The sequence below is a fragment of the Micromonospora carbonacea genome (assembly GCF_014205165.1).
Taxonomy (GTDB): Bacteria; Actinomycetota; Actinomycetes; order Mycobacteriales; family Micromonosporaceae; genus Micromonospora; species Micromonospora carbonacea.
In genome coordinates this window covers 3458717-3474717 of sequence record NZ_JACHMZ010000001.1, presented here as the reverse complement: position 1 = coordinate 3474717, position 16001 = coordinate 3458717, and the positions used below count along the sequence as shown (strand labels likewise).

General features: G+C 73.1%; 12 protein-coding genes and 1 pseudogene. 10 read left to right on the top strand and 3 right to left on the bottom strand.

From position 1 onward, the window contains the following. Positions 1-13: 13 nt before the first annotated feature. On the bottom strand, positions 14-1096 hold the full coding sequence (locus tag HDA31_RS14955) for an SRPBCC family protein (RefSeq protein ID WP_178064753.1): 1083 nt from the start codon (positions 1094-1096) through the stop codon (positions 14-16). A gap of 205 nt (positions 1097-1301) precedes the next feature. On the opposite strand from HDA31_RS14955, the gene HDA31_RS14950 reads away from it, so the two are divergent. Together HDA31_RS14950 and HDA31_RS14945 are read left to right on the top strand one after the other, a co-directional pair. After that, positions 1302-2558, top strand: coding sequence for a glycoside hydrolase family 16 protein (locus HDA31_RS14950; protein ID WP_074476077.1), 1257 nt, complete (start codon positions 1302-1304; stop codon positions 2556-2558). 163 nt (positions 2559-2721) lie between these two features. Beyond that, positions 2722-3678 carry a hypothetical protein gene (locus tag HDA31_RS14945; RefSeq protein WP_178064754.1) on the top strand — a complete coding sequence of 319 codons (957 nt, stop codon included), beginning with the start codon at positions 2722-2724 and terminating at the stop codon, positions 3676-3678. 48 nt (positions 3679-3726) lie between these two features. Here HDA31_RS14945 and HDA31_RS14940 read toward each other — a convergent pair whose 3' ends face one another. Both HDA31_RS14940 and HDA31_RS14935 read right to left on the bottom strand, forming a co-directional pair. Continuing rightward, positions 3727-4941: a S8 family peptidase gene (locus tag HDA31_RS14940; protein WP_178064755.1), complete on the bottom strand. Its 1215-nt coding sequence runs from the start codon at positions 4939-4941 to the stop codon at positions 3727-3729. Positions 4942-5009: 68 nt separating this feature from the next. Then, positions 5010-6245 carry a S8 family peptidase gene (locus tag HDA31_RS14935; protein WP_178064756.1) on the bottom strand — a complete coding sequence of 412 codons (1236 nt, stop codon included), beginning with the start codon at positions 6243-6245 and terminating at the stop codon, positions 5010-5012. Between the two features lie 402 nt (positions 6246-6647). On the opposite strand from HDA31_RS14935, the gene HDA31_RS14930 reads away from it, so the two are divergent. The 8 genes and pseudogenes from HDA31_RS14930 to HDA31_RS14895 all read left to right on the top strand — a co-directional run bounded on the left by HDA31_RS14930 (position 6648) and on the right by HDA31_RS14895 (position 15983). Then, positions 6648-7562, top strand: a complete 915-nt coding sequence (locus HDA31_RS14930; RefSeq protein ID WP_178064757.1) for a ribokinase — start codon at positions 6648-6650, stop codon at positions 7560-7562. A 5-nt stretch (positions 7563-7567) separates the two neighbouring features. Beyond that, positions 7568-8545, top strand: a pseudogene (locus tag HDA31_RS14925) (ABC transporter permease); the annotation flags it as partial. A gap of 109 nt (positions 8546-8654) precedes the next feature. Next, complete coding sequence (locus tag HDA31_RS14920) at positions 8655-9677, top strand: substrate-binding domain-containing protein (protein WP_077937873.1); 1023 nt, start codon at positions 8655-8657, stop codon at positions 9675-9677. 3 nt (positions 9678-9680) lie between these two features. Continuing rightward, on the top strand, positions 9681-11225 hold the full coding sequence (locus HDA31_RS14915; RefSeq protein ID WP_043963489.1) for a sugar ABC transporter ATP-binding protein: 1545 nt from the start codon (positions 9681-9683) through the stop codon (positions 11223-11225). Then, positions 11222-11677 carry a D-ribose pyranase gene (gene rbsD, locus HDA31_RS14910; protein WP_178064758.1) on the top strand — a complete coding sequence of 152 codons (456 nt, stop codon included), beginning with the start codon at positions 11222-11224 and terminating at the stop codon, positions 11675-11677. The genes HDA31_RS14915 and rbsD overlap by 4 nt, the downstream gene beginning before the upstream one ends. Positions 11678-11721: 44 nt before the next feature. Further along, the gene (gene deoC, locus HDA31_RS14905; RefSeq protein WP_178064759.1) at positions 11722-12429 is read left to right on the top strand and encodes a deoxyribose-phosphate aldolase; all 708 of its coding nucleotides are present in this window, start codon (positions 11722-11724) and stop codon (positions 12427-12429) included. A 76-nt stretch (positions 12430-12505) separates the two neighbouring features. Next, positions 12506-13273 (top strand): GntR family transcriptional regulator, encoded by a 768-nt coding sequence (locus HDA31_RS14900; protein WP_178064760.1) that lies wholly within the window; start codon positions 12506-12508, stop codon positions 13271-13273. Positions 13274-14747: 1474 nt separating this feature from the next. Next, the gene (locus HDA31_RS14895) at positions 14748-15983 is read left to right on the top strand and encodes an NAD(P)/FAD-dependent oxidoreductase (RefSeq protein ID WP_178064761.1); all 1236 of its coding nucleotides are present in this window, start codon (positions 14748-14750) and stop codon (positions 15981-15983) included. Positions 15984-16001: the final 18 nt, after the last annotated feature.

Sequence of the window (16001 nt, the reverse complement as noted above, 5' to 3'; positions counted from 1 at the left end):
GCCCCGGTGACCGTCACAGGCCGGCGCACGGGGTGTCCGCCACCGCGCACGCCTCGGGCGCCTTGACGAACGGGTCGGCGTCGCGGACGTCGAACCGGACGGTCTGCGATCCGCCCGGTGGCACCGCCGGCCCGGTGATGGTCACGGACCGGCCGTCCTGCTCCCACTCGCCGCCTTCGACGTCGTCGATCGTGCTGCCCGAGGGCAGGGTGAGCACCACCGTCCAGTCGCGGGCCGCCGCGCCGGCCGCGTTGTCGACGACCACCTCGCCGGTGTAGCCGAAGAACCGGGTGTCCACGGTCTCGTACCGGGCGGCGAGGGGCGTCGCCGGCGTCGGGGCCGCGGTGGGCGTCCGCGACGGCGTGGGCGGGGCGGAGCGGCTCGGGCGGGCGCTGGGGGTGGCCTCGCGGGTGGGCCGGGCGGTCGGGGTGGCCCGGGGCGGACCGCTGGTGGCGGCGGTGGTCGCGACGGGCGGGACGGTCGCCGGTTCCGGGGCGGCGGCGCGGTCCGGGTCCGAGGGCAGCAGCGCCCAGGTCGCGAGCCCGGTGACCAGCACGCCACCGCCGAGCGCCGCGACCAGCGGGGCCCGTCGCCGACGGCGCGCCCGGGGCGCGGGGCCGGCCGCCTCGACGACCGGCATCTCGGCCGTCGGCGGGCCCTGGTCGCGGAGCAGGTCGACCTGCTGGAACGCCAGCCAGTCGAGGATGGCGGGCAGCCGGCCGGTGAGCGCCTGCTGGTAGAACTGCTCGCGGCGCACGCGCTGCTCGACGGGCCAGGGGCCGTGGTCGAGGGCTTCGCGGACCGTCAGCCGGCAGCCCTCGGCGGTGGGGGTGACGGCGCAGCTCAGCAGGGTGCGCCGGCCGGCCTCCTGGCAGCGCAGGGCGAGCGCGTCCGGCTCCCGCCGCTCGGTCACCTCCGCGTCGACGGCGGCGTCGAAGCCGGGCAGCCCCGCCGTGTAGAGCAGCAGCCGGCCCGGCCGGCCGACGGCGGGCTCGACCTCGGTGTACCAGCGGGCCAGCAGCGTCGGGTCCGTCAACGCGCGCCAGACCCGGCCGGTGGGGTGGGGCAGGTCGACCCGTGCGCCGATCTCGATCACGGCGAGACTCTACGGGTTCCGCCGCCCGCCGGCCCGCCGGGGCGACGCCCCGGGTTCCCCCGGTGACCCTCCGGAACTGGCAGGAGTCTTGACGGAAAGATGATGCATCGACAGACTTCGCTATAGAGAGAGCGCTCTCTGCGCGCCGTCGCCGGGCGGCCGCCTCACTCTCGTCGCCGCCCGGACCGTCCACCGAGGAGACCCAGTGACCAGACTCCGATCCGTCCCCCGGGCGCTCGCCCTCGCCGCCGCCGCGCTCGTCGCCTCCACCGTGTCCCTCGTCCTGCCCGGCCACGCCGAACCCGCCGCCGCGGCCATCGGGGCGATCACCTGGCAGGACGAGTTCAACGCCCCGGCCGGCACGCCCGTCGACCAGAGCCGGTGGCGGTTCGACATCGGCGGCAGCGGCTGGGGCAACAACGAGCGGCAGTACTACACCAACAGCACCAGCAACGCCGTGCACGACGGCCAGGGCAACCTGGTCATCACCGCGCGCAAGGAGAACCCGGCGAACTACCAGTGCCACTACGGCCGGTGCGAGTACACCTCCGCCCGGCTGCTGACCGCCGCGACCTTCACCCAGGCGTACGGCCGGTTCGAGGCCCGGATCAAGATTCCCCGGGGCCAGGGCATCTGGCCGGCGTTCTGGATGCTCGGCAACGACATGGGCAGCGTCGGCTGGCCGAACGCGGGCGAGATCGACATCATGGAGAACATCGGCCGCGAGCCGAACACCGTGTACGGCACCATCCACGGCCCCGGCTACTCCGGTGGCGGCGGCATCACCAACAGCCGCACCATCGGCGCCCCGCTGGCCGACGCCTTCCACACCTACCGGGTCGACTGGGAGCCCAACTCGATCATCTGGTACCTCGACGGCGTCGAGTACCACCGGGTCGACCCGAGCCGGCTCGGCGGCAACCGCTGGGTGTTCGACCACCCGTTCTTCATGATCCTCAACGTGGCGGTGGGCGGCAACTGGCCGGGCTACCCCGACGCCACCACGCAGTTCCCGCAGCAGATGCTGGTCGACTACGTCCGGGTCTCCGGGTACACCTCCGGCGGCAACCCGCCGGCCGGCACCACCCGGCTGCGCGGCGCGCAGAGCGGCCGGTGCGTCGACATCCCCAACGCCGACCCCGTCGACGGCGCCAAGCTCCAGATCTGGGACTGCAACACCACCGCCGCCCAGGCCTGGACGTTCGCCTCCGACGGCACCGTGCGGGCGATGGGCAAGTGCATGGACCCGGCCTGGGCCGGCACCGCGAACGGCACCGAGGTCAACCTCGTCACCTGCAACGGCAACCCGGTCCAGCGGTTCACCCTCAACGGCAACGGTGACCTGGTGAACCTCAGCGCCAACCGCTGCGTCGACGTCCGCGACCAGAACCCGGCCAACGGCGGCAAGCTCCAGCTCTGGGACTGCACGGGCGCGGCCAACCAGAAGTGGTCGCGTTACTGACCGGACCCACCCGCGCCACGCCGCCGCCGGGGTGCCGGCGGCGGCGTGGCCGTCCCGCGCGGGGCGGCCGGTGGCGACGACCGGAACGCCGCGCCGGGCGTCGATCGATCCCGGCCCCGGATCCGTACTCCCCGGTGCCGCCCACCGGGAGAGAGGTCAGCGCATGTCCGTACCCGAGACGCGTCCCGCACCGTCCGACGCCGACGGTCGCCGGCCGCGCGTCGTCACGGGGGTCGTGGTGGAGCCCGATCCCCACGTCGACGTCGACGCCGCGCGCCGGGCCGACGCGTACGGCGGGTCGGGCTTCTTCGCGGGCCCGGTGATCGACGTCGAACCCGGGCGCCGCGCGGGCCCCCGCCGTCGACCGGTCCTCGGCGTCGTCGGAGTCGGGGTGATCCTGGCCCTGCTCGCCGCCGGCGCGTTCGCCCTCGCCTCGGGCCCGCCCGGCCTGCGCGCGGCGGGGACCGGGCCGGCGGTGGGCGGCGGTGGCCCGGCAGCCGGCGGTGGCCTCCCGCACACGGTCACCGCGCCCCTGGGCGGGCGGTCCCGGGCCGCGTTCGAGCTGGTCACCGGCACGACCGCCGTCGACCTGCGCCTCGCCGACCTCGGCGCGGACCTCTACCGGATCAGCACCCCGGTCGACGGCGACAGCGTCCCGCGGCCGGTGCGCACCGCCGAGGGCGTCGCGCTGCACCTGACGCCCACCGGCCGCGCCGGCCCCGGGGCGGTGCAGATCCGGCTCACCTCGCGGGTGGCCTGGCGGCTGGTGATGGGCGGCGGCGCGAGCACCCAGCTGCTCGACCTGCGCGCCGGCCGGCTGATCGGCGTGGATCTCGCCGGGGGCACCGACCGCACGGAGCTGCGGCTGCCGGCCGCGGCGGGCAGCCTGGCCGTGCGGCTGACGGCCGGGGCCAACCAGCTCACGGTGACCATGCCGGACCTGCGGCCGGTGCGGGTGCGGGCCGTCCGGGGGGCCGGCTCGGTCACCGTGCACGCCGAGCGGCGCGTCGGCGTGGCCGGCGGCGCGGTCATCGCCACCCCGGGCTGGGAGACCGCCACCGACCGCCTCGACCTGGACCTGGTCGGCGGGGCCGAGGCGGTCACCGTGCTGCGGCGCTGACCGAGCGTCCCGCCCGCGCGGCCCGCGGGCGGGACGGTCACCGGGGCGTCAGGGGCCGCAGTAGAGCATCCGGTTCGGCGAGCCGGCGCCCGCGCTGCCGACGACACCGACGGTCGCGGTCGCGGCGAGGTGCGCCGCCACCTGCGCCGGCGTCCAGGTGGGATGGTCGGAGAGCACGAGGGCGGCGCAGCCGGCGACGTGCGCGGCGGCCATCGGGCTGCCGCTGACCGTGTTGGTGGCCGTGTCGCTGGTGTTCCAGGTCGAGGTGATGCTGCCGCCGGGGGCGAAGATGTCCACGCAGACGCCGTAGTTGGCCGAGCTCATCTTCACGTCGGTGGGGAGGGTGCCGGAGACCGTCAGCGCCGTGGGCACCCGCGCGGGCGAGAAGTTGCAGGCGTCGCTGGACGAGCTGCCCGAGGGCACCGTGTACGTGACGCCGGAGCTGATGGAGGCGGTCAGCGCGGCATCCACGGTGCTGCTGGCGCTGCCGCCGAGGCCCATGGTGGCCACGGCGGGTTTCACCGCGTTGCGGGTGACCCAGTCGATGCCGGCGATGACCTGGGCCCAGGTGCCGCTGCCGGTGCAGTTGAGCACCCGCACCGGCACCAGCCGGACGTCCTTGGCCACCCCGTGCAGCTGGCCGCCGACCGTGCCGGCGAGGTGGGTGCCGTGGCCGTTGCAGTCGTCGGCCGGCAGCGCCCCGTCGACCGCGTCGTATCCGCCGGTCACCGAGCCGCCGAAGTCGACGTGGCTGGCGCGGATGCCGGTGTCCAGGACGTAGGCGCGCACGTTCGGCGCGGTGTTCGGGTAGGCGTACCGGCCGTCGAGCGGGAGCGCGCGCTGGTCGATGCGGTCCAGTCCCCACGAGGGCGGGTTGAGCTGGACGCCGGCCGCGAGCGTCGTCACGTGGTTCTGCTCGACGTACGCCACGGCCGGGTCGGCGGCGAGGCGGCGGGCGGCCCGCTCGGGCAGGCGGATCTCGAAGCCGCGTACGGCGGCGTGGTAGACGTGGCCGCGTACGCCGCCGAACCTGCCGGCGAGGCGGTCGGCGGTGGCGGCGACCGCGGCGGCCGACCCGGCGGCGGCCCGGTCGTCCAGCAGCACGAGGTAGCTGTCGGGCACGGCGGTCGCGCCGCCGGCGTGCCGGATGGGTCCGGTGGCCGCGGCGGCCGGCGACGCGGCGGCCGGGCCCGCGCCGAGCGCGAGGGCGACGCCGAGGGCGGCCGCCAGCGACCGCCGGCGTCGGGTGCCAGGAACGATCATGTCCGGTCCTTTCCTCCGACGCGCCGGCCCCGGGGTGGTCACCCCGGGGCCGGCGGCTGGTCGTCAGGTCAGCTGGTGGGGGAGAGGTAGAGCAGGCGGTTCGGCGAGCCGCTGCCGGGGCTGCCCACCGTGCCGGTGCTGGCGGTGGAGGTCAGGTACGACGCCACCTGCGCCGGGGTCCACGACGGGTTGTTCTGCAACACGCGGGCGGCGCCGCCGGCCACGTGCGGCGAGGCCATCGAGGTGCCGCTGATGGTGTTGGTGGCCGTGTCGCTGGTGTACCAGGCGGACAGCACGGCCGAGCCCGGCGCGAAGATGTCCAGGCAGGAGCCGTAGTTCGAGTACGACGCGCGGGCGCCGTCGCTCTGGGTCGCGCCGACGGTGAGGGCCGTGGGCACGGCGGCCGGGGAGGTGTTGCAGGCGTTGGCGTTGGAGTTGCCGGCGGCCACCGCGTAGGTGACGCCGTCGGCGATCGAGTTGGCCACGGCGGTGTTCAGGGAGGTGTTGAGGCCGCCGCCGAGGCTCATGTTCGCCACCGCCGGCTGGCCGGCCTGGTGGTTGGAGGTCACCCAGTTGATGCCGGCGATGACGCCCGCGGTGGTGCCGCTGCCGGAGCAGTTGAGCACCCGCACGGCCACCAGCCGGACGCTCTTGGCCACGCCGTAGGTCGACCCGCCGACGGTGCCGGCGACGTGCGTGCCGTGGCCGTTGCAGTCCGCGGCCGGCAGGGCGTTGTCGACCGCGTCGTAGCCGTCGACGGCCCGCCCGCCGAACTGGCTGTGGGTGGTCCGGATGCCGGTGTCGATGATGTACGCGGTGACGCCCGAGCCGGTGCTGACGTAGCTGTAGGTGCCCGACAGCGGGAGGGCGGCCTGGTCGATCCGGTCCAGGCCCCACGGCGGGTTGGTCTGGGTCGTGGTGGCCGTCACGGTCTGGTTCTGCTCGACGTACGCCACGGCCGGGTCGGCGGCCAGCCGCTTGGCGGCCCGCTCCGACAGCCGGACCTCGAAGCCGTTGAGCGCCTCGCCGTACACGTGGCCGACAGTGGCGCCGTACCGGCCGGCGAGGGTGCCGGCCGAGCTCGCGACGGCGGCGGCCCGGGTACCGGCCCGGCCACCGACGGCGCTGTCCTTCAGCACCACGATGTAGCTGTCCTTGACCGCCGTGGCGCTGCCGGCGGACAGGATCTCGCCGGTGGCGGGCGCCGCGCTGGCCGGCGCACCGACCGTGGCGGCGGCCAACGCGGCGGTGGTGAGGACGCCGAAGGCGGCCAACCGGCGGGGGCTCGTGCGGGGGAGTGTCATCTCCCGGTCCTCCCTTGTTCTGGCCGGCCCGGGCTTCGTGAACCCGTAGGGCCGGTCCGAGCGGTTGTGGGGAGCCTAAGGTCAATCCGCGGACATCGATATATACCGAACGGTTCATAGCGTGGCCCTATGGTCGGCGGGTCGGATCCCGGGCTCGCCCGCGCGGTCCGGCCGCGGCGCGCCGGCCCGGCGGTGCCGCCGGAAACAAATGCCCCATATGGTACGAAAGCCGCAGGGATCATCTTCGCGAAGGAGGCCTAAGCCTCCTTTCGGCGCTGTTCGGCGCGCTTCCAGGTTGCGGGAATGTTGCCGCGAAATGTCGGCGTAGCCCTTGACACCGCCCTTCGGCGATCCTTACGGTCCCCTGAGTTGTACATGGTTGTCCATGAACATGGGGTCGGGATGAAGATAGCAGTGATCGGCAGCTACGGCGCCGGGCTGACCATGCGGGTGCCCCGGGTGCCGGTGGCCGGGGAGACCCTCTCCGGCGGCAGCTTCGCCTCGGGCCACGGCGGCAAGGGCTCGAACCAGGCCGTCGCCGCCGCCCGGCTCGGCGCGCGGGTCAGCCTGCTGACCGCCGTCGGCGCCGACCAGTTCGGCGCCGCCGCCCGGGAGCTCTGGGCGCGGGAGGGGGTGGACGCGGCGGGCGTGCGCACCACCACCGCCTCCGCCACCATGGTCGGCGTCATCCTCGTCGACGCCGACGGCGAGAACCGCATCGCCATCGCCCCCGGCGCGCTCGACGAGCTGACCCCCGCCGACGTCGCGGGCTTCGCCGACCGCATCGCCGAGGCGGACCTGGTCGTGGTCTCCCTGGAGATCCCGCTGCCGGTGGCCCTCGCCGCGCTGCGCACCGCCCACGAGCGCGGCGTACGCACGCTGCTCAACCCCGCCCCCGCCGTCGCGCTGCCCGACGAGGCGTGGGCCTGGATCGACGTGGTCACGCCCAACGCCAGCGAGGCCCGGGTGCTCACCGGTCGCGACCCCGCGGACCCGGCCACCGGCGACGAGCTGGTGGACCTGCTGCGCACCCGGTACGCCGGGACGATCGTGCTCACCCTCGGCGCCGACGGCGCCCTCGTCGACCACGACGGGCGGCGCACCCGCGTCGACCCGGTCACCGTCGCCCGCGTCGTCGACACCACCGGCGCGGGTGACGCGTTCACCGGGGCGCTCGCCGTGGCCCTGGCCCGTGGCGACGCCCTCACCGACGCGGTGCGCTTCGCCGCCGCGGCCGGCGCGCACGCCGTCGGCGTCGCCGAGGTGATTCCCGCCCTGCCCTACCCGGACGACGTCGCGGCCCTGCTGAGGAGATGAGACCGATGGCCCAGACCACCACCCCCGTGGCGCCCCCGGTGGCGAAGCCCGCCGCCGCCCCGCCCGCCCGTTCCCCGCTGCGCCGCTTCCTGCACGCCCGGGAGGCCAGCACCTTCCTCGCCCTCGTCGTGCTGTTCGCCCTGGGCACCCTGATCGCCCCGGGCTTCGTGGGGACGGGCAACTTCCTCACCGTCGGTCAGCAGATCGCCCAGATCGGCATCATGGCCGTCGGCGTCACGTTCGTGATCATCAACGCCGAGATCGACCTCTCGGTGGGCTCGATCTACGGCCTCGGCGCCGTCGTCTGCGGGCTGCTCATGACCTCCGACGTCGCCTGGCCGCTGGCCGCCCTCGGCGGCATCGCCGCCGGCGCGGCCGCGGGGCTGCTCAACGGGCTGATGACGGTCGGCTTCGGCATCCCGTCGTTCATCGTCACGCTCGGCACCCTGAGCGTCTACCGGGGCGTGACGCTGCTGCTCAGCGGCGGCGCGCCGATCTCGCTGTCGGCCAAGGACCCCGCCGTGGCCGAGTTCAACCTGCTCGGCCAGGGCAAGCTGTTCGGCGTCGTGCCGATGCAGCTCGTGCTGTTCGCGCTCGTCGCCGTCGTCGGCACGATCGTGCTGTCCCGCTCCCGCTACGGCTTCAACACCTACGCCGTGGGCGGCAGCGCCGAGGCCGCCCGGCTGTGCGGCATCGACACCGGCCGGGTGAAGGTCGCCGCGTTCACCCTGTCCGGGACGCTCGCCGGCCTGGCCGGCGTGCTCGGCCTGTCGTTCCTGTCCTACGTGCAGGGCGTGACCGGCACCGGCATGGAGCTGACCGCCATCTCCGCCGTGATCATCGGCGGGGCGGCCCTGTTCGGCGGCTCCGGCACCATGCTCGGCACCGTCATCGGCGTCGCGTTCATCGGCGTCCTGCAGAACATCCTCAACCTGCGCGGCATCTCCTCGTTCTGGCAGACCGTGGCGACCGGCGCGGTGATCATCCTCGCCGTCGCCGCCGACACCTGGCTGCGCAGACGCTCCGGGCGTCGGTGACCGTCCCCGGCCCGCGCCTTCTCCCCTTCCCCCCACACCCCAAGGAGCCAACCCGATGAAGCTGTCCCTCCGGCGCCGGGTCGCGGTCGTCGCGACCCTCGGCCTGGCGCTGCTGGCGAACTCCGCCTGCGGCGCGGTCACCCCGGCCAGCACCGCCTCCGCCGAGAACGGCGGCGGGTTCAAGCTCGCCGACTACATCAAGGAAGCCGTAGAAAAGGGCGAACCGCTCAAGATCAAGCTCAGCTACCACGACCCGTCGCTGGCCTTCGCCGTCCCGATCCGGCAGGGCATGGAGCGCGGCGCCAAGGAGTTCGGCGTCGACGCCCAGATGATCGGCCCGTCCGGCGGCAACCCCGCCGACCAGGTCGCCGAGCTGCAGACCCTGATCAACCAGAAGCAGATCCACGGCCTCGCGGTCTCCTCGGCCAGCAACGACGCCCTCAAGCCGGTCATCGCCCAGGCGTACGACGCCGGCATCCCGATCATCTCGTTCAACACCAACAACCCCGAGTCCAAGCAGATGGGCTTCGTCGGCCAGGATCTCGTCGCCTCCGGCCGGTCCCTGGCCAAGGAGCTGCTGGGCGTGCTCAAGGGCAGGACCGGCAAGGTCGTCGTCGCCTCGGTCGACTCCGGCGCCGGCTGGTCCAACGACCGGTTCTCCGGCTTCCAGGAGGGGGTCAAGGACTCCGGCCTGCAGATCGTCGGCCCGGTGAACACCGGCAACGAGCCCAGCGCCGCGTACAACACCATCGAGTCGACGATGGCCGCGCAGAAGGACGCGATCGCCCTGGTCTCGCTCGACTGCTGCAGCTTCACGGCCGGGGCCAAGTGGCTCCAGCAGTCCGGCAACGTCGGCAAGATCCACTCGGTGGGCTTCGACGTGCAGCCGCAGACCGTCGAGTACCTCAAGGCCGGCGTGGTCGACCTGACCATCAGCCAGGCCCCGGCCGAGCAGGGCTACCAGGCGGTCAAGCTGCTGGCCGAGTTCCTCAAGAACGGCACCCCGATCGCCGGCGTCGACACGGGCGTCCTCGTCGTCACCCCCGCCACCGTCGACGACGTGCCGGTGGAGGGCTGACCGATGACCAGCCCGGCCACGATCGCCGCACCGCCGACGGCCGCCGTCGAGGTGACCGGCCTGTCGAGGCACTTCGGCGTCGTCCGCGCCCTGCAGGACGTCACCCTGAGCGTCCCCGCCGGCAGCCTCACCGCCGTGATGGGGGAGAACGGCGCCGGCAAGTCGACACTCATGAAGATTCTGGCCGGGCTGGACACGCCCACCACCGGTACGGTCCGGGTGGCCGGCGAGGAGGTACGCCGCTTCGACCCGGCCACCCTGCTCAGCCGCCACCGCGTCGCGCTGGTCCCGCAGGAGCTCGCCCTGGCCCAGGACCGCACCGTCGCCGAGAACATCATGCTCGGCGCCGAGCCGGGATCCCGGCCCTTCCCGCACCGGCGGCGGATGGACGAGCGCGCGGCCGAGCTGCTGGACCGGCTCGGCCTGCGGGTCGACCCCCGGCGCACCGTCCGCCACCTCGACGCCGCCGCGCAGCAACTGGTGGTGGTCGCCCGGTCCCTGGCCCGCGAGGCGCGGGTGGTCATCCTCGACGAACCGACGTCGATCCTGTCCCCGGCCGAGTCGGACCGGCTGTTCGAGGTGATCCGCTCCCTGCAGGCCGACGGCGTCACCCTGCTCTACGTCTCGCACCGGATGCCCGAGGTCTTCGCGCTGTCCCAGCACATCCACGTGCTGCGCGACGGTCGGCACGTCGCCGACTGGCCCACCGCCCGGGTCAGCCCCGACGAGGTGGTCTCGGCGATGGTCGGCCGCGAGCTGGCCGCCGAGTTCGCCCGGCACGACACCGTCGCTCCCGCGGCGACGGCCACCCCACGGCTGCGGATGCGGGCCGTGACCGGGGCCGGGTTCACCGGCGTCGACCTCGACGTCGCGCCCGGCGAGGTGCTCGGCGTGGCCGGCCTGCCCGACAGCGGCCGCGTCGAGCTGCTGCGCGGCGTCTTCGGCGCCGACCCGGTCCACGGCGGCGAGCTGCGGCTCGACGGCGAGCCGTTCGCCGCGCGTAGGCCCCGCGACGCGATCCGCGCCCGCGTCGCCTACCTGCCCGGGGAACGCCGGCAGCAGGGCATCCTGCCGACGATGAGCGTCGCCGACAACGTCAACGTCCTGACGCTCGGCCGCCGGCAGCGCCTCGGCCTGCTGCGGCGCGGGGCGCTGCGCCGCGACGCCGACACCCGGGCCCGCGAGCTCACGGTGAAGACGTCCGGCACCGCGCAGGGCATCACCCAGCTCTCCGGCGGCAACCAGCAGAAGGCCCTGCTCGCCCGCTGGCTGTCCATCGAGCCCCGGCTGATGCTGCTCGACGAACCCACCCGCGGCGTCGACGTCGGCGCCAAGGCGGAGATCTACCGGCTGTTCCGCCGCCTGACCTCCGACGGCGTGTCGATCGTCGTCTCCTCCTCGGACCTGCCCGAGCTGCTGACCGTCAGCGACCGGATCGCCGTCATGGCCGCCGGGCGTCTGGTCGGCGTGCTCCCGGCGGAGCAGGCCACCGAGGAGAAGGTCATGGCGCTGGCCACCGGCGCGCACACCATGAAGGAGAACGCATGAAACGCAGAGGCCTGCTCCACGCCGAGCTGTCCGGGGTGCTCGCCACCCTCGGCCACACCGACCTCCTGCTCGTGGTCGACGCCGGGTTCCCGATCCCCCGCACGGCGCACCGCATCGACCTCGCCGTCGCCGAGGACCTGCCTGGGCTCACCACCGTGCTCGACCTCGTCGCCGACGAGATCATCGTCGAGGGCGTCGTCGTGGCCGAGGACGTGACCACCCACAACCGTCCCCTCGCGGACTGGCTGGGGCAGCGCTTCCCCGGCGCGCCGCTGACCACCCGCCCGCACGCCGAGATGCTCGGCGAACTGGCCCACCAGGCCAAGGCGATCGTCCGCACGGGCGCGTTCAACCCGTGGGGCAACGTCGGGCTGGTCTGCGGCGTGGACGTGCCGCGCTGGTTCGACGAGCCCGGCGTCGTCGTCCCCGACTACTACCGGGACCGCATGTAGCCCGGCATCCGCCCGCACCACGACGCACCGACTTGGAGAAGAACGTGAGCACAGCCATCCTGCCCGACGCCGAGATCACCCCGGCGGCGCTGGCGCCCTACATCCAACACACGCTGATCGACGTCGGCGTCACCCGCGACCGGATGGTCGCGCACGCCGAGGAGACCCTCCGGTACGGCTTCGACGCGGCCATGGTGCCCGGCTCCTGGGTCGCCGAGGTGGCCGAGGTGCTGCGCGGCACCGACGCGGGCGTCGCCTCGGCGCTCGACTTTCCCACCGTCGGCGTGACCACCAGCGCCGGCAAGGCCGCCGAGGCGGAGAGCCTGGTCCGGGCCGGGGCCACGCAGATCGACATCGGCGTGCAGATCGGCTGGCTCAAGAGCGGCCGCTACGACGACTTCCGCGACGACATCGCCGGCGTCGTCCGGGCGGCCGGCGTGCCGATCAAGGTCATGCTGGAGCTGCCGCTGCTCACCCCGGCCGAGCGGGAGGCCGCCGTCGAGCTGTCCATCGAGGCCGGCGCCGCGTACCTGAAGAACGCCAGCAGCGGCACGGTGGAGATCGCCAACCCCGACAGCGTCGCCTACCTGGTCGCCCGCGCCCCGCAGGGGGTTCGGGTCAAGGCCTCGGGCGGCATCAAGTCCTTCGCGCAGGCCGTGTCCCTGTTGCGGGCGGGGGCGGTGCTGCTGGGCACCAGCGCCGGGGTGGCTATCGTCACCGACGAAGTCAACGAGCACACCACGAGCTACTGACCGTCCGTCGCCCCTCGACGCCGGTGGCGGCACCGGCCACCACGTCGAGGGGCGGCGGCCCCCACGGGAAGGCGCCATGTCCGACCAGTCCAGCCCGCACGAGGCGACCGAGCAGCTCGACCGCGACGCTCCGGCGCCCCTGCACGCCCAGGTGTCGGAGCAGATCCGGGCCCGGATCCTGGCGGGCGAGTGGCCGCCGCACTACCGGCTGCGCAGCGAGCCCGAGCTCGCCGCCGACCTGGGCATCTCCCGGGGCACCCTGCGCCGGGCCCTGTCCACGCTGATCCGCGACGGCCTGCTCGTGCAGGTCCGGGGGAGGGGCACCTTCGTCACCTCCACCGCCATCGAGCCGTCCATCGCCCAGAAGCTGACCACGCTGTCCGAGGACTTCGCCCGGCAGGGCGTCTCGTACACCACCCAGGTGGTGACCCAGCGGGTGATGGCGGCTCCGCCGCCGCTGGCGACGCTGCTCGACCTGAACCCCGGGCAGTCCGTGCTGCGGCTGGAGCGGCTGCGCTGCGCCGCCAGCGGGCCGGTGGCGTGGCTGGTCAACTATGTCCGCACCGACCTGGCCCCCGGTCTGGAACGGGCGGACCTGGCCGACCGGTCCCTGTTCGGCCTGCTGGAGAACGACTACGGGCTGAAGATCACCACCGGCCGGCGGACGTTCACCGCGACCGCGGCCACCGGGCGCATCGCCGAGGCCCTCGGCGTGCCGGAGCACTTCCCCCTGCTCTACCTGGAGCAGATCACCTACCTCGACGACGGTCGCGCGATCGAGTATTCCGACGTGTGGATCCACAGCGAACGGATGCGGGTCACCTCCCTGCTCAGCCGCCGCTGATCGCGGGAGCACATCGGGTCGGCCCGATTATGGGCACCCCGCGCGATGTCCGCCAGGTGGAACGTGATCCCGATCTCATTGTCTCGTCTCGATGTGTTGCGGGCGCGTTGCGATCCTGTGTGTGAGCTGTGGAAGGCTGCCGGCCGTTTCCCCGGCGGCGCGGCGTGCGAGGTCGGCGAACGGGTCGTGCCCGGGGTGGGGTGCCGCGCCGCGTCGGATACCGGAGAGTCGTCTCGCGAAATTGTCATCCGTGGGATTCGCGCGGCGCACTGCGGCCCCACGTTCCCGGGCGCCGATGGCGGTCGTCCGACCGGGGTCGGACGGTGTCACTCGGGAGTGACATGGGGATCGCGGCTGCTGGGGCGGCGGTTCGCCGGGTGTCGGGCTCCGCGCCCGCCGTCGCCCGGCTGCGCGGTGGAGCCCGCCGCGGGGTGCGCCGTCGCCGCCCGGCAGGCAAGGGGCGATTCGTCCGCGCGTTGTCGTGGGGCCTGCTGGCCGCGCCTGCCCGTCCACTGAATGGCGAATGTGATTCGGCGAGTGCCACGGACAGTTCCGCGGGCAATCGTCCACCGGTGCCCGGCCCCGCCGAACGTACGGGTTTTCGCGTCCGGGGACGACGATCCCTCCGTCATTTTCGCGGCGGCGGGGCGGAAACGAACGATCCGGGCGGGCTTCGGATCTGCCAACGGGCGGCCGGCGTGCCTTTTCCCATTACATATTCGGCCTGCCGAAATGCGATCCCGCCCCGATTCTGGTCTTCGGCTGCTCGGTCCGCCGGCCCGGCGGCGCGGCTGAGCAACCACGGTGCGGGGCAGGGGCGGGCCGGACGGGCCGAGGCCGATCGGTCCGCCTCGACGCTCTGTGGTTATCCAGGGCAAATGTTCTCCGAGGCAACCACATGATGTTGTAGAAATCGCCAGAGGAAACCGACCTGATCTCTCGGTGACCGGCGGGCGTCACGTCGGTTAATTGTCGTCGATCAACCAAGCTGGCCGCATCGCCGCAGCTCAGAGTGGTGATGACCGGAATGTAGCCTTCGGTGTGAACGGCTGGACTGGCCCCCATCTCGGCTCGTTCGCCGCCTTATGGGGCTGATCCCCACGCCTGCGGTCTTCGCCGGCAAGGATCCCTTCCGTCGGCATGAGGCGAGGTGTCCACCAGCTCAGCGCTGCGGTTTCCGGTGTTGTTACGTACTACTGATAGTGATTGCCGCTGGTCAGCGGCATTCCCAGCTTGCTTTCAGGAAACTTTATGGATGTGATACACGTCACACGTGGCCCGGGTATTTGTCGGGGTTCATGGTCAACATGCAGGGGCTTACTGCGTCGGCGGTCTTTCCGATAGGTGCCTGCGGCAACCGGGTGCCCTGCCTATCCATTGACCGACAGGAACGCCGTAACTAGCCTCTTGGCCATCCCACACCCGCATTGGACGGCTGCTTTATCTCGGGCTGACGACTGATCGGAGCAAGCCCATGTTCGATGTAATCGTTGTCGGTGCGCGCTGCGCTGGTTCGCCGGTCGCAATGCTATTGGCCAGGCGCGGCCACCGGGTCCTGATGGTCGACCGCTCCTCCTTTCCGAGCGACGCGGTGTCGACCCACTACATCCACCAGTCCGGGCTCGCCCGCCTCCAGGCATGGGGCCTGCTCGACGAGGTGATCGACGCGAAGACCCCGGCCATCCGCAAGATGAACTACGCCAACCACGGCATCCCCCTGGTGGGCTTCGCCGATCCCATCGACGGGATCGACGCGGTCTACTGCCCCCGGCGCATCGTGCTCGACGAGATCCTGGTCAACGCCGCCCGCCGCGCCGGTGTCGAGGTTCTCGAGCAGTTCACCGTGTCCGACCTGGTCTTCGCCGACGGCCGGGTGGTCGGCATCCGCGGTCGCGAGGGCGACGGGCCGGACCGGGAGTTCCGGGCCAGCGTCGTCGTGGGCGCCGACGGGTTCCACTCCACCGTGGCCAGGAAGGTCGGCGCGGAGCTCTACAACGTGCGGCCCGCCGCCGGGTTCACCTACTACTCCTACTACAGCGGGCTGGACTGGGGCCTGCACCACAAGACCGGCTTCCACGAGCAGTGGTACGGCACCTGGCCGACCAACGACGACCTGAACATGGTCGCCGTCATCTGCACCCGGCGGCAGCTCAAGGAGTTCCGCCAGGACCCCGAGGCCCGCTTCCTGGCGGTCCTCGACGACGTCGAGCCGGAGATGGCCCAGCAGCTGCGCGACCAGGGCCGGCGCGAGGAGCCGCTGCGGCCGATGCGCTACCCCGACAACTACTACCGCCAGTCGCACGGGCCGGGCTGGGCGCTCGTCGGCGACGCCGGCTACCACAAGGACCCGATCACCGGCTGGGGCATGACCGACGCCTTCCTGCACGGCGAGCTGCTCGCCGACCGCATCCACGAGGGACTGTCGGGGGCGCGGACCATGGACGACGCCCTCGCCGACTACGTCAAGGTGCGCGACGAGGAGACCGCCCCCGTCTACGACTACACGACGAGCGTCGCCGAACTCACCCTGACGCCCTACCTGGAGACGGTGCTGGGCGCGATCAGCAGCAGCCAGGAGTGGACCACCAAGATGCTCGGCATCATCGCCGGCGGGGTGGAGGGTTACGAGATCTTCGCGCCGGACAACCTGGACCGGCTCTACGACGACGCCGGCGTGCCCCAGCACAAGCGCATCTACGAACCGTCCTGACCTGACTGAGGCCGCGCC